This is a genomic window from Blautia caccae (assembly GCF_040095955.1).
Taxonomy (GTDB): Bacteria; Bacillota; Clostridia; order Lachnospirales; family Lachnospiraceae; genus Blautia; species Blautia celeris.
In genome coordinates this window covers 22497-46479 of record NZ_JBBMFP010000018.1, presented here as the reverse complement: position 1 = coordinate 46479, position 23983 = coordinate 22497, and the positions used below count along the sequence as shown (strand labels likewise).

Here is a 23983-nt window from a genome sequence, read left to right as displayed (position 1 = left end):
GACAGGAGAGATGAATATGAGGAAAATTTTACGGAAACTGATGCTTTTGGGTATTGTCACGTCCCTGACGGCCGGGGGGCTCTCCGGCTGCGGCCAGGAGACGAAAGCGGAGGCCGAATCCCAGGAAAAGATGGAAAAAGCAGAGACGGAAAAGGGAAAAAGTGAAGCAGAACCGGCGGAAGATAAACCGACAGAAGATAAACCGACAGCAGCAGTGACGGAACATCCTCAGTTCATCCCGGACGGTGTCCGCAGGCTTGTGCTGACAGAGGACGGCAGCGAGATCTTCGACCTGTCCAAAGAGCCTGCTGACTACAAGATGGATTTTGATTATTGGGAGATCTTAAACCCCTATGATGAGATCGTTACAGTCAATACAGAGACCATGTATACGCTGTTTGATATGCTGAAAGAAATGGATCTCACCACTCCGGCGGCAGTGGAGGACGGTGTTGATACAGGAGTGGCGGACACCACCACCACAATGACCATTGATTTTGTAAACACCCAGGATGCGGATACCGCAAAACAGACAAAGTATGCGGACAGTACGGCAACTCTTTTGATCGGCAGCGCCGACGGGCAGGGCAGCCGTTACGTGGCAGTCAAGGGATATGAGGATGCTGTGTACAAAATTCCCTCCGCTTTGCTGGACGCTGTTTACGGGCTGAATCCCTTTGACTATATTCTGAAAATCCCTGCTCTTATCAACATTGATACGGTTAAGAACGTGGAGATCCAATCCGGTGGGAAGACATACACCATGGAGCCGGATGGGGACCGGTATAAAATGAATGGGAAGAAGGCGGAAAAAGAGGATTTCACCGCTGTCTACCAGGCGCTTTTAAATGTAATGCTGGATTCTGAGATAGAGGAAGGCAGCCTTCCGGAAGGTGACAGGGAGGAGAAACTGCGCGTTGTCTATAAGAGAAACACGGACGATGCCCCTGAGGTAGAGCTGGTATATTATCCTTATGACGATACCTATGACAGTGTTTCCATAAACGGCAGGGAGCGTTTCCTGGTGAAAGCGGCGGATGTGGATGCATTGACAGAACAGATACAGAAGGCATTTTAACAGAGAGGAAGGATCATACTGCAGACAGATGCGGTGTGGTCCTTTTTTGGTTACTGTTCACACACCCTTGTCCCGCGAAGCGTGTTACTGGGCACGCAGTGAACAGTAACCTTTTTGAACGGTCAAAGAAAAATAAACTTCGGATTTAAATTCTGTATAATAAAAGTAATCAGTATTTTCTAATATTAACAGGAGGGAGAAGGAGAATATGACGAAAGAACAGATGAGCCGGAAGCTATCCTATCTGCTTCGGCATGATGAACAGATGATCAATGAGTATGGATGGGCTGACGTATCAGAGATTATCAGGAAAATGCAGGAAGATGTTCCTGCGTTTGACCAAACGCTTCTTTCGGAGATTATAGCGGAAGACAAAAAAAAGAGATACAGTTACGGGGCCGATAAACGGACTATACGGGCAAATCAAGGGCATTCCGTGCCAGTGAAAGTGGAAATGAGGGAAGCCGCTCCGCCGGACTTTCTTTACCATGGAACCGCGCAGGGATTTCTGCCTCGGATTTTTACGGAAGGGCTCACACCGCAGAAGCGCAACTTTGTACATTTATCAAAAGATATAAAAACTGCCGGGAGTGTAGGTGCACGTCATAAAAAAGAAGGGGATACAGTGATACTTCGGGTAGAAACAGGAAGTATGTACCGGGACGGGTTTAAATTCTGGATTTCTGAAAATGAAATCTGGCAGGTAAAACACGTGCCTCGTGAATATCTTTCCGTGGCATCCTGGCTTCTTTGACAAAGTATTTTCCTGTAATAACCCTGCAGCATGGGAAATTAAAAAATCCTGCTAAAAGTTAAATTTTTATTGTATAATAAATCTGACATACTCTAGACTTAAAAAAGAGGTGAACCGGAATGTGGGAAGAAAATATCTGCAGCAGTGAAACGGGTGAATTAAAACCCGGGACTATTTTAAATTTCAAATATATCATTAAAAAAACCATAGGCAGCGGAGGCTTTGGCATCACATACCAGGGGTGGGATACCATTCTCAACATGCCGGTGGCTGTAAAAGAATATAGATGTCAGATGTATACTTCAGAAAAAGAAAAACAAAATTTTTGGAATGAAGCCAGAACCATGGCTAAATTTTCAGGCAACGAAGGCATCGTAAATGTAAGGGATTTTTTTGAAGAAAATAAGACTGTGTATATCGTTATGGAATATCTGGAGGGTATTACCCTGAATCAATATATTGAAGCAAACGGAAAGCTGTCCCCATATGAAACATTTACCTATATGAAACCGGTTATGGAGGTATTGAGCAAAATACATAAAGAAGGATTCATACACCGGGATATCAGCCCTGACAATATTATGATGGTGAAAGAGGGGAAAATAAAGCTGCTGGATTTTGGAGCAGCGAGAGATGTCAAAAATACTGATGGGACGATTACCGTTATCTTAAAACAAGGATATGCGCCCGAAGAACAATATTGCAGGGAAAATAACCAGGGACCATGGACAGATGTCTATGCCGTCTGCGCCACTATATATAAATGCATAACAGGAAAAACGCCGGATATCAGTCTGCACCGCCTGAGCGTTGACAACCTCAAAAAGCCATCGGAAATGGGAATCCCCGTTTCGCAGGAGTTTGAGCAGGTATTGACGGCCGGACTGGAGGTGCACAGACAAAACCGTATTCAATCTATTGACGAACTCATAAGAAGAATGGAGTTTGCATTAGAATGGGGGAATGACGGATATCGGAGAACAGATAGCAGACATATAGTAAAAGAAGCTTTATTCCTCCGGGGCAGAAGTAAAGGAGTGACACCTCTGATTGGGAGAGATGAAGTGCTGCCGGCAGTGAAGAGGAAAGTTTTTACCACTACCGCCGATAATCAGAATTTTCTGGAATTCTGTGTGGTAAAAGAGACCGCCCCTTTTGCGTCGGAGTATCTTATGGTCAGAAAATTTCGAGTGTATGGAATAAGACCAAAGAAACGGGAAGTTCCCAGAATAGAAGTGACATTTTATATAGATGAGCAAAAACATCTCGAAGTAAAAGCCATGGATCTGGAAACCAACAGGCGTCTGTATATTCAGGATTTATTCCGCCGTGACAGGCCTCAAAATACAGGAAAGCATGCAAGCCGTACATTGTCCCTGGAGACAAGCGGTGGAGTGGCTACACCTGTTATCAGAAAAGGAGAAGTGCTGCCTGCCGTTAAAAAGCAGATTTTTTCCACTGCAGTGGATAATCAAACAGCAGTTGATTTATGTATTTACCTGGGGGAAGGGGCTTATGTAAAAGAGAATGAACTTGCCGGACAATTCAGGCTGGATAAGATTTCGCCGGCAAAGGCAGGGGAGCCACAGATAGAGGTTCTGTTTGAGATGGACAGGGATGAAAAAATAAAAGTAAGCGCCAAAAACCTGGATAGCGGAGAGATGCAGAGTATAACTATAATAAAGTAATCAGCATTTTATAATATTGATGTGGGATACGGTGATGATTCGGACAGAAACAGAAAGATTTAACAAAAAATTTTCCTGTAATAACTCTGCAACATGGGGAGCTTATGCTGTAGCTGTAAAAGAGAAACGGCTGGCAGCTATTTGTGCCGGCAGCTTTCAGGAAGAGGAGGAACAGTTATGATGCGGAAAAAGTTAAAACAGCATAAGGCAGCAGCAGTGGCTGCTGCAGTTACTCTGTGTATCACCGCGGCAGCGGGAACCATGGCGGTTTACGGACAGAACGCAGCGGAGAAGCAGGTGAAGGAGGCAGCAGAGGAGAAGCTGTCCCGGGATGAGACGGTGTCCTACATGCCCTGGGATGAAGACACACTGTACAAAGAGGTGGTGGAAAATCAGGATATTGTAAAGCAGGTATGCGAAAAATACGGCCTGGATTACGACAGCGCTGCCATGAAAGATGTGACCCGGGAGATGAGAAATTATGAGGAGGCACTCTGGCTCCTTGACGAGATGGGGGATAAACCGCTTCTGTCTGCAAAGGGAGAGGGAATGGATTCTCTGGAAACGTATATCTGTGATATTTACGCCTTTGAAGGCGGTAAGCAGGTGATTGAGTCCTATTGCCGGGAACACGGAGTGGACGCGGGCAGTGCCAGCATAAAGGATTTGACAGCGGAGGATCTGACAGCTATAGGAGAGAATGCCTATCAAACCTCAGACCATCCGAAAAACTGACAGAAAGGCAGATACAAATGGCAGATATTTTGATAGTGGAAGATGAGCCGTCCATAAATGAATTGATGAAGAGAACCCTCACCATGACAGGTCACAGATGCTGTCAGGCATATACCGGCCGGGAGGCCCTGAGAGCGGCAAAGCAGGAAAGGCCCGACATCGTCCTTCTGGACATTAACCTTCCGGATATGGACGGATTTCAGGTGATGGCACAGATCGGTACGATACCGGTCATCTACGTGACAGCCAGGGATGAAGTGACTGACCGGGTAAGAGGCCTGAACAGCGGGGCAGAGGATTATATTGTGAAGCCCTTTGCTATGGAGGAACTGGTTGCCAGGGTTCAGGTGGTGCTCAGAAGATTTCACAGGGAGGAGAAGATATTTGCCATTGACGACGTGAGAGTGGATGTGGAGAGACACCGGGTCACCAGAGCAGGGGAGGACGTGGAGCTTACCAACCGGGAGTTTGAGCTTCTGCGTGTGCTGCTGGTCAACCGGAATATAGCCCTTTCCAGAACCCAGCTTCTGGACCTGGCCTGGGGGATGGACTTCTTCGGGGATGACAGGACTGTGGATGTCCATATTCAGAGAATACGGAAGAAGCTGGGCCTGGAGAATTATATCAGAACCGTTTTCAAATACGGATACAGACTGGAGATATAGTATGCAGCTTTGGAAGAAAAATTATCTGGCAGCGTATATTCTGTTTCTGGTGATTCTCAACCTGTCTCTGCTTCTCTTGTCCACCATGGGATTTAAGAACGACCTGGAAACCCGTATGGATGAAGTGATAAAGAGGCAGCAGCAGTTAGCCTATACGGTGGAAGGCCTAAACGGCACAGAGGACGGGGAAGACAAGCTGCGTTATCTGGGACAGGGATATTACAGGAGCAGAATTTTCATCAATGTGAGCCATGGCGGCAAAACCATTGTGAATCACCTTCCGACAGGAGTGGGGATTTCCGGAAACGCGGATATCGTGAAGTATAAAGGGGAACGTTATGCTGCCGTTATCGGCCGGGCGGGGAACGGGGACGAGATATGCGAAGTGGTGTATATGGAGAATATCCAGGATCTGTACCGGGCACAGAACAGAAGACTTTTCTCCTTCTTGGCTACGGGCCTGCTCCTGGAGGCTGTGATCGGCACCATGCTTTATATGACCATGAAGAAGATATACATGCCGGTCAATAACATTGCCCATGAGCTGCGGAATCCTCTGACGGTACTGCAGGGATACGGCCAGTATATCCAGATGGGAAATATTACGGAGGAGGACCGTTTCTTCGCAGGGGAACAGATTGTAAAGGAAGCCGGGAGCCTGAGGGAGACTGTGGACAGGCTGCTGGTCATGGGAAATCTGAGAGAAGGAAATGTGAAATACCAGCGGTTAGATGTGCAGGAACTGTTTGCGGAGATGAAAAAATTATATCCCGGCATTCATGTGGAAAATCATATGGATGCCATAGAGGGAGATTTGTCTCTGGTCAGGTGCCTGTTTAAGAACCTGCTTGGCAATGCGGTGAAGGCAGGAAGCCATGTGACAGTGACAGCCTCTGACAACTGCGTGAGCATTTGGAATGACGGGAAATACATAGAGAAACAGAAACTGAACTATCTGAACCGGAACCATGAATTTCCCAGGGCGAAAGCAGAGCGGAACGGCTACGGGATTGGCCTCTGCTATGAGATCGTAAAGCTTCACGGATGGAAAATGGACTATGCGTCCTCTGAGGAGAAGGGTACAACCGTTAAAATAAGAATATGACAGGGTATTTTCATAAAAGGAACCGATCCGGCGTCTGTACAGGGCCGGATCGGTTCCTTTTTGTATGGTATAAACTATTCGTGCAGTTCCAGCGGAAGGCCGTCCGGGTCGAAGAAGAAGGTCATTTTCTTTCCGGTAAAATCATCGATGCGTACAGGCTCCGTCTCGATTCCTTTTGCGCTCAGCCACGCAACAGCCTCTTCCATATTTTCAACTGTAAAGGCCAGATGGCGGAGTCCGCAGGCTTCCGGGCGGTTTACACGGGCCGGCGGGTTCTTTACTCCGAATATCTCCAGCTCACAGTCACCCAGCCGCAGGTCCAGCTTCCAGTCATCCCGCTTAGCCCGGTAATTTTCGCGGATGATCTCAAATTCCAATTGGTTTACATAAAAATCCTTGGATTTTTCATAGTCAGATACAATAACGGCTACGTGATGTATTTTATTAAGCTTCATGCAAAGGCTCCTCCTCAATGTTAAAGTGAAATACAGTCCGGTCCGGACTGATTTTCGCCGGACCTGATGCTGGAATTATACCATAGATGCAGAAACATTTGGAATTTTTAAATAATATCTTTATAATTTCTTTCGGAATTTTACAATTGCTTCTTATTTTTTCGTTGGTAAGATAAAGCCATAATAAAGAAGAGGAAAGAAGGAGGGGAAAGATATGGCTAGAGACATGGTGGTAAGGATTTCAGAAGGTGTGAGAAGACAGTTTGCGCAGGAAAGATACCTGGAAGCAGAATATGACAGGGCCTATTCCCTGACCAGTTTGATCTTATTTTTCTTTTCTGCATCAACCGTCGGATGGCTTTGGGAAGTATTTCTTCATATTTTTATGGACGGAGCACTCATCAACAGAGGCACCACATGGGGACCGTGGCTTCCCATTTACGGTGTGGGCGGCGTGATGACACTGGTTCTGCTCAGAAAGTTTGCCGACAAGCCGGCTCATGTGTTTGCATTTGCATATCTGGGAAGCGGTATTCTGGAATATACGACAGGCTGGGCACTGGAACAGTTCAGAGGTGTAAAATACTGGGATTACAGCGAAAGCCTGTTTAACATAAACGGCCGTGTATGTCTGGAAGTTCTGGCACTGTTTGCTGTGGGCGCATGCTTTATCCTTTACATAGCGGCACCTGCCATGGATAACCTGTACAGAAAAATCCCGCAGACAGCGAAAGTGGTTTTGTGTGTTGTATTGATCACTTTGTTTGCAGCGGATCTTGTATTCTCTGCCTTATATCCTAAGATGGGGCCTGGTATTACCATGGATGTTTCGGAAACTACAAAATGGATATTTTAACGCCGGGGGCGTAGACTAATAGATTTGACAAAAGGAGAGGGCTTTCACCCTTGCGAAAATTCGGCATAGTTGGATAAATTCCGGCTGTGCCGATTTTTCTGTATATGTCCTGTCATGCCGTGTGTTGTGTGATTGTAAGTGCGATTAAAATCGTTTATAATATGATACATAGGATGCGCAGTTTCCGGCGAAAACAGTCTGAATGAGCTGCGCTGTACAAATAAGTGCGGACTGTAAGGAGGAAATTATGTTTCATACGATCGATTACGAAAAGTGGGAGAGAAAAGAAATATTCGAACGTTTTGCAGGATATACCTATAATCTCACCGCAGAAGTTGATGTTACACAGTTTTTGGAAAGGATTCATGGAAATGGATATAAATTTTACCCGTCTGTCTGCTGGTGTATTGCCGATACGGTAAACAGTGATAGGGATTTCCGCTATGCAAAAGTGGACGGAGCCATAGGATATTATGAGAAGCTGAACCCCTGCTATACACTTATGCGGAAAGGGGAAGGGAATCTGTTCACTCATATGGTCACAGATTTCAGCAAAGATTTTGACTGCTTCTATAAGACTTTTCTGGAAGATAAGGAGAAAGCGGAAAACGGCAGCTCTCTGTATTATTACGGAAACCCTGTTCCGGGGTGTGTGGACATTACCATCCTGCCGAACACTGCATACCAGTCCATATGTTACGTGCGTCCGGCTTCTTTTGTAAATCCGGAATCGGGCAGCGAGAGCTACATACCCTTCATCACTGTGGGAAAATACCGGGAGATTGATGGAAGAATGAAAATGGCGGTGACAGGAAACTTTAACCATGCGGCAAATGACGGATATCATGCGGAAAAATTCTTCCGCCTGCTTCAGGAGAAACTGGATGCATTTTCCGCATAATGACGGGAAAGGACTGTAAAAATAAAGAAATCAGGCCGGGGTGCAGATCAATGCGCCCCGGCCTGTGTCTTTGATAATATAAAACTATTCTCCCTGATACTGGAACCAGTCAAAGTCAGCGCAGCCGCTGCCTGCCTGGTGGTTGGAGCTGGCATACATTCCTATGTAGACGCCGGTAAAGCCGTTGTTTATAACAGAGCTTAGAAGTGAGGCATCCACACCGGACAGGAAAGGTATCATCTCAGATTCCCTGTATCCATAGTAAAAATCATAGTCCGTGGTATTCCCCTGAACACTTAAATAAAGGCGTCTGCAGTCCTTTATCTCTGTTTCCTTTACCAGAGTGCGGCATCCGTTCTCTGTTTTGTAGAACTGCAGGTAAGGTGTGCTGCCCTTTTTCCTCATGACCATCAGATAATGGAAGCGGTCATCTTGTACCAGCGCGATTCCGGCCTCCTCATAGTCTGCGGCCGGACAGAATTCCATGGCCGTTTTAGCCAGAAAACTCTTATGGCGCTGTCTGCGGCCCACGAAAGAAGGGGTACAAATCTCCTCCATGACCTGCGGCCTTGTCATAAGGCGCAGATATCCGGGACGCTCCGTGAGGGAATAGAAAGGCTCAACCGGCGGATGAATGGTGTTCCACTGCATCTGAAGCGTGTCATCCTCAAAGTTGTCCCATTCCGGCATGAGCGGATATATGGTGCGGGGCAGGTTCGGAAGGCGTTCTTCCTCCTGTACAAGCCCGGTCTCATTGTCGATCATCGGCCAGCCGTCCTCTGCCCATACAAATGGTACCATGAAGGTCTCACGGCCCAGGTTGTAGTGTCCCCCTTTATAAGGGCGCACTGCCAGCAGTACCATCCACCATTCTCCGTTCTGTGTCTCCACAATATCGGCGTGTCCGGTAACTGAAATGGGATTGAGAAGAGGCATATGCCTGTGCGTCACAATGGGATTTCTGGGGCATATCTCGTAATCCCCGTCAATGGTACGGCAGCGGGCCATCTGTACACTGTGGGTGACAAAGGTACCGCCCTCTGCCACTAACAGATAGTAATAACCGTCCTTTTTGTAAATGTGGGGTGCTTCGATCCACTTACTTCTTGTCTTCTTTCCGTCCCAGATGACAGTTCTGGGGCCTTTGAACTGCAGTGTTTCAGGGTCCAGCTCATTTAAGTAAATGCCATGGTGTCCTTCGTAGAGCTTCTCCTCACTGATAAAGTTACCCACGTACCATACAGAACCGTCGTCATCGAAAAACAGACTGGAGTCAATGCCGTCAGCGCCCTCCACAACTACAGGGTCACTCCACGGGCCGGCAGGATTTTTGGCTGTAATGATATAATTATCGCGTTTTGCTTCACGTCCTTCGGATACGAACGTATTAATAATATAAAAGGTCCCTTCATGGTAACGGATGCTGGGTGCCCACAGCCCCTCGCTGGTTTCGCAGTTTTTGTAGTTAAGCTGTCCGGGTCTGTGGATGCCGTGGCCAATCTGCTCCCAGTGAACCAGATCTCTGCTGTGGAACACGGGCAGTCCGGGATAATATACAAAAGATGAGGTTACCATGTAATAGTCATCTCCCACACGGCAGATAGATGGGTCCGGATAAAAACCGGGAAGAAGCGGATTGTGAAAAGTGTCTTTTGTCATATCATATTCTCCTTTACAAAATTTCTCCATTTTCTCCATTATAGGCAGAGAATCCGTATTGGTAAATAGAAAAAAACGCCTTTTCCCTGGAAAAAAACATGATAAAAACATTTTTACAAAACCTGCTCCGTATAGTATAATGGGCAATGCAATGAAAAGCACAACACAATACATAGGAACAGGAGAAAACTATGGATTTATTTACATTATTTACACTGGCGGTTGGCCTGTCCATGGATGCGTTTGCTGTCTCCATCTGCAAAGGGCTTTCCATGGAGAAGCTGAGTATAAAGAACATGGCAGTGGTAGGTCTCTGGTTTGGGGGATTCCAGGCTCTGATGCCGGTCATCGGCTATCTGCTGGGAGTACAGTTCAAGGATAAAATAACTGCAATTGACCACTGGATCGCATTCATCCTGCTGGGATTTATCGGTGTCAATATGATTCGGGAATCCCTGGATAAAGAGGAATCCTGCCCCGTGGCAGGAGTGGATGCAAAGACCATGTTTCCTCTGGCTGTGGCAACCAGCATTGATGCACTGGCGGTGGGGATTACCTTCGCCTTTTTGGATGTGGCGATTGTGCCGGCGGCCAGCTTCATCGGTATTGTCACATTTGTCTGTTCCGTCTTTGGGGTAAAGGCAGGAAATGTCTTCGGCATGAAGTACAAATCCAAAGCGGAACTTGCCGGCGGTATTATCCTGGTACTTCTGGGGCTCAAAATACTGCTGGAGCATCTGGGAATACTGGGGTAAACAAAAAAGGAAAAAGAGAGAGGAGAAATGAGATGAAAAAATTATTCAAAAGCCTTCCTGTGCGTCTGCTGATCGGAGTAGTCCTGGGTATGGTCATCGGCCTTATTGCCAATGAGGCTGTCATGAATGTGGTGGTAACTGTCAAATACATTCTGGGGCAGGTCATCACCTTCTGTGTACCGCTGATCATCATCGGATTTATTGCGCCTTCCATTACCAAGATGGGAAACAATGCCTCCAAAATGCTGGGGGTGGCACTGGCAATCGCCTATATTTCCTCCATCGGAGCCGCGTTTATGGCTATGGGAGCGGGATACGGGCTGATTCCCCATCTGTCCATACAGTCTGAGGTGGAAGGACTGAAGGATCTGCCCGGCGTGGTGTTTCAGCTTGATATCCCGCAGATCATGCCGGTTATGAGCGCGCTGGTGTTCTCCATTATGCTGGGACTGGCGGCAGCGTGGACGAAAGCCCGCTACACAACGGCCATTCTGGATGAATTCCAGAAGATCGTGCTGAAGATTGTAACCAAATTTATTATCCCCATTCTGCCGTTCTTCATCGCTTCAACCTTCTGCGGACTGGCATATGAAGGGACGATCACAAAACAGCTCCCTGTTTTCCTGAAGGTCATAGTCATCGTTATGGCAGGACATTACATCTGGCTTACACTGCTGTACGTCATAGCCGGTGCATATTCGGGAAAAAATCCGCTGGAAGTGCTGAAATATTACGGCCCCGCGTATCTGACTGCCGTAGGTACCATGTCAAGCGCAGCTACTCTTGCAGTAGCGCTTGAGGGTGCCAGAAAATCAAAGGTTCTCAGAAAAGATATGGTGAACTTCGGTATTCCGCTATTTGCCAATATCCATCTGTGCGGCTCTGTCCTGACCGAAGTGTTCTTTGTCATGACAGTGTCAAAAATACTCTACGGCGAGCTGCCGTCTGTGGGTATGATGGTTCTGTTCTGTATGCTTCTGGGCATATTCGCCATCGGAGCACCGGGTGTGCCGGGCGGTACGGTTATGGCGTCCCTGGGACTGATCACAGGTGTCCTTCTCTTTGACGAGACAGGTACCGCGCTGATGCTCACCATCTTTGCTCTGCAGGACAGCTTCGGAACCGCCTGCAATGTAACGGGCGACGGTGCCCTGACCCTGTTTTTGACAGGATACGCTGAGAAACACCATGTGGAGGAGCAGGAGCTGAATATAGAATTCTGATAAGTATCTCCCCGGAAAAAATCCGGTTCTGCGCGCGGGCTGTATATCATGCAGTCCGGCGCATGAAACCCCGGAGAAAGCAGAAAGGACTGCAATCGCCGCATAGTACATGCAGTTCAGGTACTGTACTGAAAAAAACACATAGAAACGGATGTCTTTTCGGAAAAAACACTTGTGTTTGCAGGGCGAATATGATAAAGTATAAAACGTTGTGAAAGCAACGGCTCTGGAGAGTCTCAGTAAGAGCGCCGAAGGTGTACAGCAGTTTCATCAGCTGCCAATCTCTCAGGCAAAAGGACAGAGTATACACAGATAATATCTTGTATATGTTTTGTCGTACTCTTATGGAGACTGTGGGAAGCCACAGTCTTTTTTTGTTTCGTTATAAACGGAAGAAAACAGAAAAAAAAGAGAGGACGGAAGAAAAAATGTTACAGGTAATTTTGCAGGAATTGAATCGCTTTATCACTTGGTTTGATCAGGTAGTGTGGGGACCGCCACTGATCATTTTGATCCTCAGCACAGGTATCTATCTGTCTGTGAGGATGGGCTTTTTACAGATTCGCCATCTGGGAAAAGCACTGAAATTCATGGTTAAGAATGAGAATGGCGGAAACGGCGAGGTGACCAGCTTTGGTGCCCTCTGTACAGCCATGTCAGCTACTATCGGCACAGGAAATATTGTAGGAGTGGCAACAGCTCTTGCGGCAGGCGGGCCGGGGGCACTTTTCTGGATGGTACTGGCAGCCTTTTTCGGAATGGCAACCAAATACGCGGAGGGTGTGCTTGCCATCAAATACCGCACCATTGACGGGGACGGCCATGTGCTGGGCGGACCATTTTATTATATAGAAAACGGCATGGGAGTCAAATGGAGGTGGCTGGCCAAAATCTTCGCGTTCTTCGGAGCCGGCGTGGGCCTTCTGGGGATTGGTACCTTTACCCAGGTAAACGGTATATCCTCTGCTGTGTGCAACTTTTTTGACCCGGAGAAAACAAACACCATATCTGTATTCGGCGGCAGTTATTCCATAGCAACCGTCATTGCAGGGCTGATCCTGACCGTGTGCGTTGGTCTGGTGATCATCGGCGGGCTGAAAAGGATCGCGCAGGTTTCGCAGATTGTAGTGCCTTTTATGGCTGTATTGTATTTTGGATTTGCATTCATTATCCTTGTGACACATCTGGGAGCAATCCCGGCGGCGGTTGTGTCTATTGTGAAAAGCGCCTTTTCCGGCAGTGCGCTGGCAGGCGGAGCCATGGGTACCATGATCGTTGCCATGCAGAAGGGAATCGCCAGGGGTATCTTCTCCAACGAGGCAGGCCTCGGAAGCGCGCCTATAGCTGCAGCGGCAGCACAGACAAAATCACCGGTGCGCCAGGGTCTTGTATCCATGACAGGTACCTTTATTGACACCATTGTAATATGCACCATGACAGGTCTTTCCATCGTTGTGACCGGAACCTGGAACACCGGACTGGAAGGGGTGGCGATCACAACAGCGGCATTCCAGAAGGGGCTGCCGTTTCCGCCGGTTGTGGCGTCAGTGGTCCTCATGGTATGTCTGGTATTCTTTGCGTTTACCACCATCCTGGGCTGGAATTATTATGGGGAACGCTGTATTGAGTATCTCTTTAACAGAAACAGAAAAGTAGTCCGGGGATACCGCTGGCTGTATATCCTGGCAATCTTTATCGGGCCTTACATGACGGTGCAGGCTGTGTGGAATATTGCGGATATATTCAATGCCCTCATGGCCTTCCCGAACCTGATTGCGCTGGCGGCTCTGAGCCGTGTGGTGTTCGCGGAGACAAAGGCTTATTTCGGAAATGCAGATGATGTAAAAGAAGATTTGACGCCGGAGGTGCCGGCAGAATCATAACATGGTCCGGAGGAAAAAACAGGTGCCCGCTGCTCAGGCAGGCATGATTTTTTTCCTCCGGACTTTTTATACAAAATAATTGGATAAAAATAGTAAAGATTAGGCTATGCAAACTCACAGAAATGTATTATAATAAGAACAAGATGATTTATCCGGTTTAAGGAAAATTAAGAGATTTGCTGTTGCAACTTGTCGAGAAAAAAGGTATCATGAAATGGAATATCTAGTGTAAGTGGAGATGGGAGTATAATGATGGAAGACGAAAGAGATCTGGAGTACGAGCGGCGGAGACAGGAACGCATGCGCAGACGAAGACTCGAAAAGAAACGGCAGATGCGCAGAAGAAGGATCATGCGCCTGGTAGCCATGGCAGCAGTGCTGGTGTTGGTGATCGGACTTGTGGGAACGGGCATACATAAGCTGATTTCGGGCAAGACAGGGGTACCGAAAGAGGGAACAGTGGAGGTGAAAGCCCAGACTACCACCCAGGAAGACACATCAGCGGCAACGAAACAGCCGGTCATGAGCGCGGCAGATTTGTCGAAGATGACATCCTCCGGTGTGATGGGATGGCAGCAGGATGACAAGGGCTGGTGGTACCGCGATACGGACGGAACCTTTTTCAAGAACGGCTGGAAGGAGATTGACGGTTCCAAGTATTATTTTGATGAAAACGGCTACATGAAGACCGGATGGCTGGAACTTGACGGGGAAGACTACTTTTTTGATGACAGCGGAAAATACGACGAGACTAAGAAGCGTCCCATGGTGGCTCTGACTTTTGATGACGGTCCGGGGGAATATACGGAAGCCCTGCTGGATTGTCTCACAAAAAACAATGCGAAAGCTACCTTTTTCATGCTGGGGCCTCAGGCGCAGGCATATCCTGAGATTGTGAAGGATTTAAAGGATGCCGGAATGGAGCTGGGCAACCACACATGGAGCCATGAGAATCTGACTACCTTAGGCGCCAGCGGGGTAACAGAGGAAGTGACAAAGACCAATGAGGCGATCAAAAACGCAGCAGGAGAATCTGCAACGGTTATGCGTCCGCCGGGAGGCGCGTATAATGAGGAAGTGCAGGCTGCCATCGGAATGCCTCTTATCATGTGGAGCATAGATACAAAAGACTGGGCAACCAAGAGCGAGGACCAGACGTATCAGGTGACTGTGGACAATGTAAAGGACGGCTCTGTAGTCCTGATGCATGATATCCATGAATGGTCTGTGAACGCGGCAATCCGCGCGATTCCGGAACTGGTGGAACAGGGCTACAAGCTGGTGACCGTAAGCGAACTGGCAGAGGCAAAAGGCGTGAAACTGGAAAACGGTGCGGCTCATTACTTCTTTGGGGAAGGCGAGCAGCAGGTAGAGTGATACATAACCTCTCAGGCAGTAATGTCTGGGAGGTATTTTTTTCTCTTTTGACAAAACTGGTATGGTTAAAAATATTAAAACTGGCATTTGTAAAAAGGACAGATGGCGGCTATAATTCATAACAACATAAATTTACAAAAGGTTTTCCCGAAAAGCAGCATAAAAGGCTGTCAGGATACTCTGTGGGAAGACGGAAAGGGAGTTAAAAATGGAAGACAGATACCAGTTAAATAAGGAGCTTGCACAGATGCTGAAGGGCGGTGTCATCATGGATGTGACCACACCGGAGCAGGCAGAGATTGCGGAGAAGGCAGGGGCCTGTGCTGTCATGGCGCTGGAAAAGATACCTGCGGATATCAGAGCAGCAGGCGGTGTGGCAAGGATGAGTGATCCCAAGATGATCCGGGGAATCCAGGCCGCTGTATCCATACCGGTTATGGCAAAATGCAGAATCGGACATTTTGCGGAGGCACAGATCCTGGAGGCTATAGAGATTGACTACATAGATGAGAGTGAAGTCCTCTCCCCGGCAGATGATGTGTATCACATAGACAAGAGAAAGTTTAAGGTGCCTTTTGTGTGCGGGGCCAAGGATCTGGGTGAGGCACTGCGCAGAATCAATGAGGGTGCATCCATGATCCGCACCAAAGGAGAACCTGGCACAGGCGATATTATCCAGGCTGTGCGCCATATGCGCATGATGCAGTCGGAAATGCGCCGGATCACTTCCATGGAGGAGGATGAACTGTACGATAAGGCAAAGGAGCTGGCGGTTCCCTATGATCTGCTGATGTATGTGAGGGAGCTTGGAAAACTGCCGGTAGTGAACTTCGCGGCAGGCGGTGTGGCAACTCCTGCGGATGCCGCGCTGATGATGCAGCTCGGCGCAGAGGGGGTATTCGTAGGTTCCGGTATCTTCAAGTCCGGCAATCCTGAGAAACGGGCAGCAGCCATTGTGAAGGCCGTCACAAATTACAAAGACGCGAAAATGATCGCGGAACTCTCCATGGATTTGGGCGAAGCCATGGTGGGAATCAATGAGCAGGAGATTGCGCTTCTCATGGCGGAGAGAGGTAAATGATGCGGGCAGGTATTCTGGCGCTTCAGGGTGCCTTTGCAGAACATAGAAATATGCTGGAACGTCTCGGAACTGATTGTGTGGAAATCAGGCAGCGGACAGACTTCCATGAAAATCTGGATGCGCTGGTTCTTCCGGGAGGAGAGAGTACTGTCATGAGGAAACTGCTCACAGAGCTGGAGCTTCTGGAACCGATCAGGAAAAGCATAGAGGCCGGCATGCCGGTCATGGGGACCTGCGCCGGGCTGATCCTGCTGGCGGAAAACGTGGCAGGAGGGGAGTCCTGCTTCGGAACCATGCCGGTCACTGTCAGGCGGAATGCCTACGGCAGACAGTTGGGAAGCTTTCAGACAGTGGAGGAGATGAAGGGTGTAGGACAATTTCCTATGACCTTTATACGGGCGCCTTATATTGAAGAAGCTCATGATGGTGTGGAGGTTCTTGCAGTCACAGGAGGCAGAATCGTGGCAGCCCGTTATGGCAGCCAGTTAGGTCTGGCCTTTCATCCGGAGCTTACCGACAACCCGGATATACACAGGTATTTTATAGAAGAGATCTGCAGAAAATAACATGCCTGCAGGGGAGTTTAGGAAGGGGAGGTCCGTTTGCGGACCTCCCTTGTAGATTCAGGATTTCTTATTCCCCGTAATAAGCCTTGAGATAGAGTTCTTTCATCTCAGACATCAGCGGATATCTGGGGTTGGCACCGGTACACTGGTCATTGAAGGCATCCTCTACCATTGCGTCCAGAGTAGCCAGGAAAGCTTTTTCTTCCACGCCGTATTCCCGGATCGTCCGTTTGATCCCGACTCTTTCTTTCAGCCGGGCAATGGCTTCGATGAAATTTTCAAACACTTCATCATCGTTTTTGCCCTTGATGCCGATGAAGCGGGCAACCTCGCAGTATCTCTCCTTTGCGTGAGGATAAGGATACTGGGAGAAGGTTCCCATCTTAACGGGAGCCGGGTCCGCGTTGTAGCGCATGACAAGCTCGATCAGCAGGGAGTTGGCGATACCGTGCTGGATATGGTGGTAGGCACCAAGTTTATGCGCCATGGAGTGGCAGATGCCGAGAAACGCATTGGCAAAGGCCATACCTGCCAGGGTGGAGGCATTTGCCATCTTCTCCCTGGCCACCGGGTCGGCAGCGCCGTTCTCGTAAGCGGACGGCAGATAGTCAAATATGAGCTGGACAGCTTTCAGTGCAATACCGTCCGTATAATCTGTAGCCATGATGGACGCGTATGCCTCCAGGGCATGGGTCAGCGCGTCAATACCGGAGGAACTGGTCAGTCCCTTTGGCTGGCTCATCATGAAATCCACGTCTATGATCGCCATGTTGGGAAGAAGCTCATAGTCCGCGATGGGCCATTTGGTTCCGGTGGTCTTGTCTGTGATGATGGCAAAGGGGGTTACCTCTGAACCCGTACCTGAGGAGGTGGGGACAGACACCATCATTGCCTTTTCTCCCATTTTCGGGAATTCGTAGACTCTCTTGCGGATATCCATGAAATCCATAGCCAGATCCTCAAAGCTGCATTCCGGGTGTTCATACATAAGCCACATGATCTTGGCTGCGTCCATGGCAGAACCGCCGCCCAGGGCAATGATCACGTCAGGGCCGAAGGCATTTAACTGCTCCAGGCCTTTCTGGGCGCACTGCAGGGTGGGGTCAGGTGTTACATCGAAGAAGCAGCTGTAAGGAATGCCCATCTCATCCAGTTTGTCCGTAATGGGTTTTGTGTGGCCGTTCTGGTAGAGGAATGTATCAGTTACCAGGAAGGCTTTCTTTTTGCCGTATACATTCTTCAGCTCATCGAGAGCCACCGGCAGACAGCCTTTCTTGAAATATACCTTTTCCGGGACTCTGAACCAAAGCATGTTCTCTCTCCTTTCGGCAACGGTTTTGGTATTCAGCAGGTGCTTCACACCCACGTTTTCGGATACAGAGTTGCCGCCGTAGGAACCGCAGCCCAGGGTCAGGGACGGAGCCAGCTTGAAGTTGTAAAGGTCACCGATTCCTCCGTGTGAGGACGGGGTGTTGACCAGGATGCGGCAGGCCTTCATGCGGTCTGCGTGCTGTGCCATCTTCTCCGTCTGGGACGGATGGATGTACAGGGATGCAGTATGTCCATAGCCGCCGTCTTTGATCAGCTGGTCAGCCATGTCAAGTGCAGTATCAAAATCCTTTGCCTTATAGAGGGCAAGGACAGGTGATAATTTCTCATGTGCAAAAGGTTCTGAGACATCCACAGAAGTTACTTCGCCGATCAGGATCTTTGTCTCTTTCGGTACTGTGACACCTGCCATCTCAGCAATGACTGCCGCGGGCTGGCCCACAATCTTGGGGTTTACAGTCCCGGCTTCTGTCAGGATGATCTTGCGTACCTTGTCAAGGTCTGTCTTATTCAGTACATGGCAGCCTCTTTTTACAAATTCCTTCTTAACATCATCGTAAATGTCGGCAATCGCAGTGACAGACTGTTCGGATGCACAGATCATACCGTTGTCAAAGGTCTTGGAATGGATGACAGAATACACGGCAGTGGGGATGTCACAGGAACTGTCCATGATGACAGGTACATTGCCCGGGCCTACGCCGATTGCCGGTTTCCCTGAGGAATAGGCGGCTTTCACCATTCCGGGTCCGCCTGTGGCCAGAATAACATCCACGGATTTCATCAGTTCATTGGAGAGTTCAATGGTAGGTTCCTCAACCCAGCCGATAATGCCTTCCGGTGCCCCTGCTTTTACAGCGGCATCCAGCACGATCCTGGCGGCTTCAATGGTACACTTTTTGGCTCTCGGGTGGGGACTGATGATGATGGCATTTCTGGTTTTCAGACAGATCAGACATTTGAAGATAGCTGTGGATGTGGGGTTCGTGGTGGGGATGACCGCGCCTACGATACCGACAGGTTCAGCAATCTTTTTAATGCCGTATGAGGTGTCCTGTTCCACCACGCCGCATGTCTTTACCCGCTTATAGGTGTTGTAGGTATACTCCGCTGCGTAATGGTTTTTGATGACTTTGTCCTCCACAATGCCCATTCCGGTCTCGGCAACAGCCAGTTTTGCCAGCGGGATACGCTGTTTGTTCGCTGCCATGGCTGCCTCAAAAAAGATTCTGTCAACCTGCTCTTGTGTGAAGGCGGAAAACTTTTTCTGTGCTTCTTTCATGGAAGCGATTCGCTGCTGCAGTGCTTCCACGCTGTTGATGGGTTCCGGGGCTTTGTTCTCTGGTTTTTTTGCCATAGAAATCCTCCTTAAAATATTTGGTTTTTGGTTTGAGCCCTTACTCATTTTGAAGTACGTGAAGTTTTATGTTCCGTCTTGTCGGTTTGTGTAGATTATTTTACCATGAAATGGAAGATAAGACAACAAAAAAGAATTAGTATTTTGCATAAATTAATAAAAGTCTGAATATTACAGAATATTCTGAATAATAAAGACGAAAAAACACCGCCAATGCCCGTAAGGGAGATGGCGGTGTCTTCTGTTTTTATTTTTTATATCCTTCGCGTTTGCGCAGGCGGGAATCCAGGGTTTTCTTGCGGATTCTGAGGGACTTGGGCGTTACCTCAAGCAGTTCGTCTGTGTCAATGAACTCCAGAGCCTGCTCCAGACTCAGAACTTTGGGGGGAGTCAGCTTCAGGGCTTCGTCGGCGGAGGAGGAACGCGTGTTGGTCAGATGTTTCGTCTTACATACGTTCAGTTCGATATCCTCCGGTTTGGCGCTCTCACCGATTACCATACCGCTGTATACCTTCTCGCCGGCACCGACAAAAAGTGTACCTCTGTCCTGGGCGGAGAAGAGGCCGTAAGTAACGGTCTCGCCTGCCTCAAAGGCAATGAGGGAACCCAGCTTGCGGTAGAACATGTCGCCCTTATAAGGGGCATAGCCGTCGAAGGCAGTGTTCATGATTCCGGTGCCTTTTGTGGAGGTGAGGAAATCACCGCGGAAGCCGATCAGTCCTCTGGACGGGATATGGTATTCCAGACGGACGGTTCCGTCACTTGAGGGGCTCATGCCCTGCAGTTCACCTTTCCGTTCGTTTAATTTATTGATGATGGTTCCGGAGAATTCTTCGGGTACATCAATGTAGGCAATCTCGATAGGCTCCATCTTTTTGCCGCGCTCATCTTCATGGTAGATGACCTCTGCTTTGCTGACTGCGAATTCATAGCCCTCACGGCGCATGTTTTCAATCAGGACGGAGAGATGAAGCTCGCCTCGACCTGATACTTTAAAGCAGTCAGTGCTGTCGGTATCCTCCACACGAAGGCTCACGTCAGTGTTCAGCTCGCGCATCAGGCGCTCCCTTAAATGGCGGGAAGTGATGAATTTACCTTCCTGACCTGCCAGGGGGCTGTCATTTACCAGGAAGTTCATGGAGATGGTCGGCTCGGAGATCTTCTGGAACGGAATGGCCTCAGGGTTTTCCGGTGAGCAGAGCGTATCGCCGATATGGATATCCGCAATACCGGAAATGGCTACAATGGAACCGATACCGGCTTCTTTTACCTCTACCTTTCCGAGTCCGTCAAATTCATAGAGCTTGCTGATCTTTACTTTTTTCTTCTTGTCCGGGTCGTGGTGATTTAAAAGGAGTACCTCCTGGTTCACGGAGATGGTACCGTTCTCCACCTTGCCCACGCCGATACGACCTACATATTCATTGTAATCAATGGTACTGATGAGTACCTGTGTGCCTGCGTCCGGGTCTCCGGTGGGAGCGGGGATGTATTTGAGAATCGTCTCAAATAACGGCTCCATATTCTCCGGTGAGTCGGATAAGTCCAGAACTGCATGGCCGGCTTTTGCGGAGGCATACAGGAACGGACAGTCGAGCTGGTCGTCTGAGGCATCCAAATCCATGAGAAGTTCCAGGACTTCATCAATGACTTCGTCAGGGCGTGCCTCCGGGCGGTCGATCTTATTGATACATACAATGACGTGCAGATCGAGCTCCAGGGCTTTTTTCAGTACGAATTTTGTCTGGGGCATGGCACCCTCGAAGGCATCCACCAGCAGGATAACGCCGTCCACCATTTTCAGGACACGCTCCACTTCGCCGCCGAAATCAGCATGGCCCGGTGTATCTATGATATTGATTTTTGTATCCTTATAGTAAATTGCTGTATTTTTAGAAAGTATCGTGATACCGCGCTCGCGTTCAATATCATTGGAGTCCATGACGCGATCCTGGACCTCCTGGTTTTCGCGGAAGACACCGCTCTGTTTCAGAAGCTGATCCACCAGCGTTGTTTTGCCGTGGTCAACATGGGCAATAATTGCTACATTTCTGATGTTTTCTCTTTTCGTTTTCATAAATAACCTCTTTTCTAAAGGAAAAACCGCTGATTTACGGCTAAATCCAGTCACATTTTATCACACTTATGAGTAAATACAAAGCAGAAATAAATATTTTTTCAAAAAAAATAAAAAAAGTTGTTCTAAAAAAAGTATAGCCAGAATAAATATGATATAGACAAAATACAAGTCAGAGGAAGGGGTAAATAATTCAATGGCAGATAAAATAATTGAAAACAATCAGGTATCCATCATGGGAGCCATCGCATCGGAGTTCGAGAAAAGTCACGAGGTATATGGGGAAGGATTTTACATGGTGGATGTGCTGGTCAAGCGTTTGAGCGGTTCCGAGGACAAAATACCGCTTATGGTTTCCGAGAGACTGGTGGATGTGACACAGAGCTATATCGGCGAGTACATACAGGTGCAGGGTCAGTTCCGATCCTACAACAGGCATGAGGAGAAGAAAAACCGGCTGGTTCTCTCTGTGTTCGTGCGGGAACTGACCTTTGTGGAGGAAGAGGACGAATCCATAGAGACCAATCTCATCGAACTCAACGGATATATCTGTAAGCCTCCGGTCCACCGCATGACTCCGCTGGGCAGGGAAATTGCAGACATCCTGCTGGCTGTCAACCGGCCTTACGGAAAATCCGACTACATACCGTGTATCTGCTGGGGCAGAAACGCTAATTTCGCCAAATCCTTCGAGGTGGGCGGACGCCTGCATATCTGGGGCAGGATCCAGAGCAGGGAATATATTAAGAAGCTGAGTGAGACAGACACAGAAAAGCGGATCGCCTACGAGGTGTCCGTAAGCAAGCTGGAGTATGGGGAGACATACAGCTAAAACGGCAGAATGACTGCCTCCGAAATAAAAGAAGCCTGAGATTCCAATATTGCATTATTTGGCCATGTGTAGTAATATATACACAACTCTTAAATAAAGCGTCATAGAATCCGCAAGAGGTGTAATGTATGGAAAATGAAGGATTAGTGCAGATATACTGTGGACCCGGCAAGGGCAAAACCAGTGTGGCCATCGGGCAGGCAATACGCGCTGTCGGCCACGGGAAGACTGCCATTGTCATTCAGTGCCTGAAAGGAAGAGCAACTTCCGAACTGGATTACCTTTCTGTTCTGGAACCGAATGTAAGACTGTTCCGGTTTGAGAAGAAGGATAAGTATTACGAAGACCTGACCGACGAAGAGAAGCAGGAAGAGAACTGCAATATCAGGAATGGCCTTAACTATGCCAGAAAGGTATTGGTTACGCAGGAATGCGACATGCTGATTCTGGACGAAATTCTGGGAGCAGTGGAATTCGGTATTATAACCGAGGAAGAGGTGGAGGAACTGATCCGGACCAAGGATGAGGAGACAGAGCTGATCCTGACCGGAAATGTGGTTCCGGACCGTCTGAGGGAGGCAGCCGACAGGGTGGTTTCTCTGGAGGTTATAAAATAAAGGCTGCGCAGGCAGCCCAAAAGTTGCAGTTGACACAGGAAGAAAAAGCAGGAATGCAGACATAAGGAGGAGAAAAATGGCTATTTTTACAGGTGCAGGTGTGGCGATCGTTACACCTATGAAAGAAAATGGTGATGTAAATTTTGAAAAACTGGGAGAAATCCTGGAGGAACAGATTCAAGAGGGAACGGATTCCATTGTAATCTGCGGAACTACAGGAGAGTCTTCCACACTCACCCATGAAGAACATCTGGAGACCATTAAATACACAATCGACAAAGTGAATAAGAGGATCCCGGTAATCGCAGGAACCGGCTCCAACTGTACGGAGACAGCAATCTACTTATCCACAGAAGCTGAAAAGTATGGTGCAGACGGAGTTCTTCTTGTAACTCCTTACTATAATAAGGCTACTCAGAAGGGCCTCATTGAACATTACACGAAAATTGCCAATTCTATCAAGATTCCGGTGATCCTCTACAATGTACCGAGCCGTACCGGCATTAATATCCAGCCTAAGACGGTTGCATATCTGGTGGAACATGTGGAGAATATTGTAGGTATCAAGGAAGCTTCCGGCGACATCGCGCAGGTTGCTGAGATGGCTGCCCTGACAAGAGGAAAGCTTGATATTTATTCCGGAAACGACAACCAGATCGTACCGCTTCTTTCCCTGGGCGGAAAAGGTGTTATCTCTGTGCTTTCCAACGTTGCACCGAGATTCACACATGATATGGTAGCAAAATATTTGAACGGAGACATAAAGGAGAGCTGTGATATGCAGCTTGATGCCATGCCTTTGATCAACGCTCTGTTCTCGGAAGTTAACCCGATCCCTGTAAAAGCCGCCATGAACCTTATGGGCATGGAGGTAGGTCCGCTTCGCTCACCGCTGACTGAGATGGAGGAGGCCAACAAGGAAAAACTGAAAGAGGAAATGGTAAAGTTTGGTCTGAAGCTGGCATAAACCAAACCATATCCGATTCGTAA

22 protein-coding genes and 1 riboswitch are annotated in these 23983 nt (G+C 48.3%); of the genes, 18 read left to right on the top strand and 4 right to left on the bottom strand.

Features of this window, described 5'->3' with window-relative positions; genetic code table 11:
- Nucleotides 1-16: 16 nt before the first annotated feature.
- The 7 genes from WMO65_RS18190 (at nt 17) to WMO65_RS18160 (ending at nt 6025) form a co-directional block, all read left to right on the top strand.
- Nucleotides 17-1078 carry a DUF4340 domain-containing protein gene (locus WMO65_RS18190; RefSeq protein ID WP_148392481.1) on the top strand — a complete coding sequence of 354 codons (1062 nt, stop codon included), beginning with the start codon at nt 17-19 and terminating at the stop codon, nt 1076-1078.
- Nucleotides 1079-1286: 208 nt separating this feature from the next.
- Nucleotides 1287-1832, top strand: a complete 546-nt coding sequence (locus WMO65_RS18185) for an RNA 2'-phosphotransferase (protein ID WP_054350670.1) — start codon at nt 1287-1289, stop codon at nt 1830-1832.
- Between the two features lie 119 nt (nt 1833-1951).
- The gene (locus tag WMO65_RS18180) at nt 1952-3520 is read left to right on the top strand and encodes a serine/threonine-protein kinase (RefSeq protein WP_148392480.1); all 1569 of its coding nucleotides are present in this window, start codon (nt 1952-1954) and stop codon (nt 3518-3520) included.
- Nucleotides 3521-3554: 34 nt separating this feature from the next.
- Nucleotides 3555-3701: a hypothetical protein gene (locus WMO65_RS18175; RefSeq protein WP_158587252.1), complete on the top strand. Its 147-nt coding sequence runs from the start codon at nt 3555-3557 to the stop codon at nt 3699-3701.
- On the top strand, nt 3698-4255 hold the full coding sequence (locus WMO65_RS18170) for a hypothetical protein (RefSeq protein ID WP_033139097.1): 558 nt from the start codon (nt 3698-3700) through the stop codon (nt 4253-4255). Before WMO65_RS18175 ends, WMO65_RS18170 begins: the two co-directional genes overlap by 4 nt.
- 17 nt (nt 4256-4272) lie before the next feature.
- Nucleotides 4273-4920, top strand: a complete 648-nt coding sequence (locus WMO65_RS18165; RefSeq protein WP_033139096.1) for a response regulator transcription factor — start codon at nt 4273-4275, stop codon at nt 4918-4920.
- 1 nt (nt 4921) lies between these two features.
- On the top strand, nt 4922-6025 hold the full coding sequence (locus tag WMO65_RS18160; protein WP_158587251.1) for a sensor histidine kinase: 1104 nt from the start codon (nt 4922-4924) through the stop codon (nt 6023-6025).
- Between the two features lie 74 nt (nt 6026-6099).
- Here WMO65_RS18160 and gloA2 read toward each other — a convergent pair whose 3' ends face one another.
- On the bottom strand, nt 6100-6480 hold the full coding sequence (gene gloA2 / locus WMO65_RS18155; RefSeq protein WP_148392479.1) for an SMU1112c/YaeR family gloxylase I-like metalloprotein: 381 nt from the start codon (nt 6478-6480) through the stop codon (nt 6100-6102).
- A 214-nt stretch (nt 6481-6694) separates the two neighbouring features.
- Between gloA2 and WMO65_RS18150 the strand changes: the two genes are divergently transcribed.
- Nucleotides 6695-7336 carry a putative ABC transporter permease gene (locus WMO65_RS18150; protein WP_081960097.1) on the top strand — a complete coding sequence of 214 codons (642 nt, stop codon included), beginning with the start codon at nt 6695-6697 and terminating at the stop codon, nt 7334-7336.
- 247 nt (nt 7337-7583) lie between these two features.
- Nucleotides 7584-8237 carry a CatA-like O-acetyltransferase gene (locus WMO65_RS18145; RefSeq protein ID WP_033139093.1) on the top strand — a complete coding sequence of 218 codons (654 nt, stop codon included), beginning with the start codon at nt 7584-7586 and terminating at the stop codon, nt 8235-8237.
- Nucleotides 8238-8321: 84 nt separating this feature from the next.
- On the opposite strand, the gene WMO65_RS18140 is transcribed toward WMO65_RS18145, so the two are convergent.
- A complete protein-coding gene (locus WMO65_RS18140) occupies nt 8322-9896 on the bottom strand; it encodes a glycoside hydrolase family 43 protein (RefSeq protein ID WP_103733029.1) in 1575 nt (524 codons plus the stop codon).
- Nucleotides 9897-10087: 191 nt separating this feature from the next.
- On the opposite strand from WMO65_RS18140, the gene WMO65_RS18135 reads away from it, so the two are divergent.
- The 6 genes from WMO65_RS18135 (at nt 10088) to pdxT (ending at nt 16781) form a co-directional block, all read left to right on the top strand.
- Complete coding sequence (locus tag WMO65_RS18135) at nt 10088-10651, top strand: manganese efflux pump MntP (protein WP_033139092.1); 564 nt, start codon at nt 10088-10090, stop codon at nt 10649-10651.
- Between the two features lie 32 nt (nt 10652-10683).
- Nucleotides 10684-11874, top strand: a complete 1191-nt coding sequence (locus WMO65_RS18130; protein ID WP_103732502.1) for a dicarboxylate/amino acid:cation symporter — start codon at nt 10684-10686, stop codon at nt 11872-11874.
- Between the two features lie 216 nt (nt 11875-12090).
- Nucleotides 12091-12185, top strand: a riboswitch (glycine riboswitch).
- Nucleotides 12186-12302: 117 nt separating this feature from the next.
- Nucleotides 12303-13757, top strand: coding sequence for an alanine/glycine:cation symporter family protein (locus WMO65_RS18125; protein ID WP_033139175.1), 1455 nt, complete (start codon nt 12303-12305; stop codon nt 13755-13757).
- 249 nt (nt 13758-14006) lie between these two features.
- Nucleotides 14007-15134, top strand: coding sequence for a polysaccharide deacetylase family protein (locus WMO65_RS18120; RefSeq protein WP_033139090.1), 1128 nt, complete (start codon nt 14007-14009; stop codon nt 15132-15134).
- A gap of 208 nt (nt 15135-15342) precedes the next feature.
- Nucleotides 15343-16215 carry a pyridoxal 5'-phosphate synthase lyase subunit PdxS gene (gene pdxS / locus WMO65_RS18115; protein WP_148392478.1) on the top strand — a complete coding sequence of 291 codons (873 nt, stop codon included), beginning with the start codon at nt 15343-15345 and terminating at the stop codon, nt 16213-16215.
- The gene (pdxT, locus tag WMO65_RS18110; RefSeq protein ID WP_148392549.1) at nt 16215-16781 is read left to right on the top strand and encodes a pyridoxal 5'-phosphate synthase glutaminase subunit PdxT; all 567 of its coding nucleotides are present in this window, start codon (nt 16215-16217) and stop codon (nt 16779-16781) included. The genes pdxS and pdxT overlap by 1 nt, the downstream gene beginning before the upstream one ends.
- Before the next feature lie 67 nt (nt 16782-16848).
- On the opposite strand, the gene adhE is transcribed toward pdxT, so the two are convergent.
- Both adhE and typA read right to left on the bottom strand, forming a co-directional pair.
- Nucleotides 16849-19467: a bifunctional acetaldehyde-CoA/alcohol dehydrogenase gene (adhE, locus tag WMO65_RS18105; RefSeq protein WP_103732501.1), complete on the bottom strand. Its 2619-nt coding sequence runs from the start codon at nt 19465-19467 to the stop codon at nt 16849-16851.
- Between the two features lie 247 nt (nt 19468-19714).
- Nucleotides 19715-21544: a translational GTPase TypA gene (gene typA, locus WMO65_RS18100; protein ID WP_033139087.1), complete on the bottom strand. Its 1830-nt coding sequence runs from the start codon at nt 21542-21544 to the stop codon at nt 19715-19717.
- 196 nt (nt 21545-21740) lie between these two features.
- Here typA and WMO65_RS18095 point away from each other — a divergent pair, with 196 nt between their 5' ends.
- The 3 genes from WMO65_RS18095 (at nt 21741) to dapA (ending at nt 23960) form a co-directional block, all read left to right on the top strand.
- A complete protein-coding gene (locus WMO65_RS18095) occupies nt 21741-22376 on the top strand; it encodes a single-stranded DNA-binding protein (RefSeq protein WP_033139086.1) in 636 nt (211 codons plus the stop codon).
- A 128-nt stretch (nt 22377-22504) separates the two neighbouring features.
- Nucleotides 22505-22993, top strand: coding sequence for a cob(I)yrinic acid a,c-diamide adenosyltransferase (locus WMO65_RS18090; RefSeq protein ID WP_033139085.1), 489 nt, complete (start codon nt 22505-22507; stop codon nt 22991-22993).
- 76 nt (nt 22994-23069) lie between these two features.
- Complete coding sequence (dapA, locus tag WMO65_RS18085) at nt 23070-23960, top strand: 4-hydroxy-tetrahydrodipicolinate synthase (protein ID WP_033139084.1); 891 nt, start codon at nt 23070-23072, stop codon at nt 23958-23960.
- Nucleotides 23961-23983 lie beyond the last annotated feature (23 nt).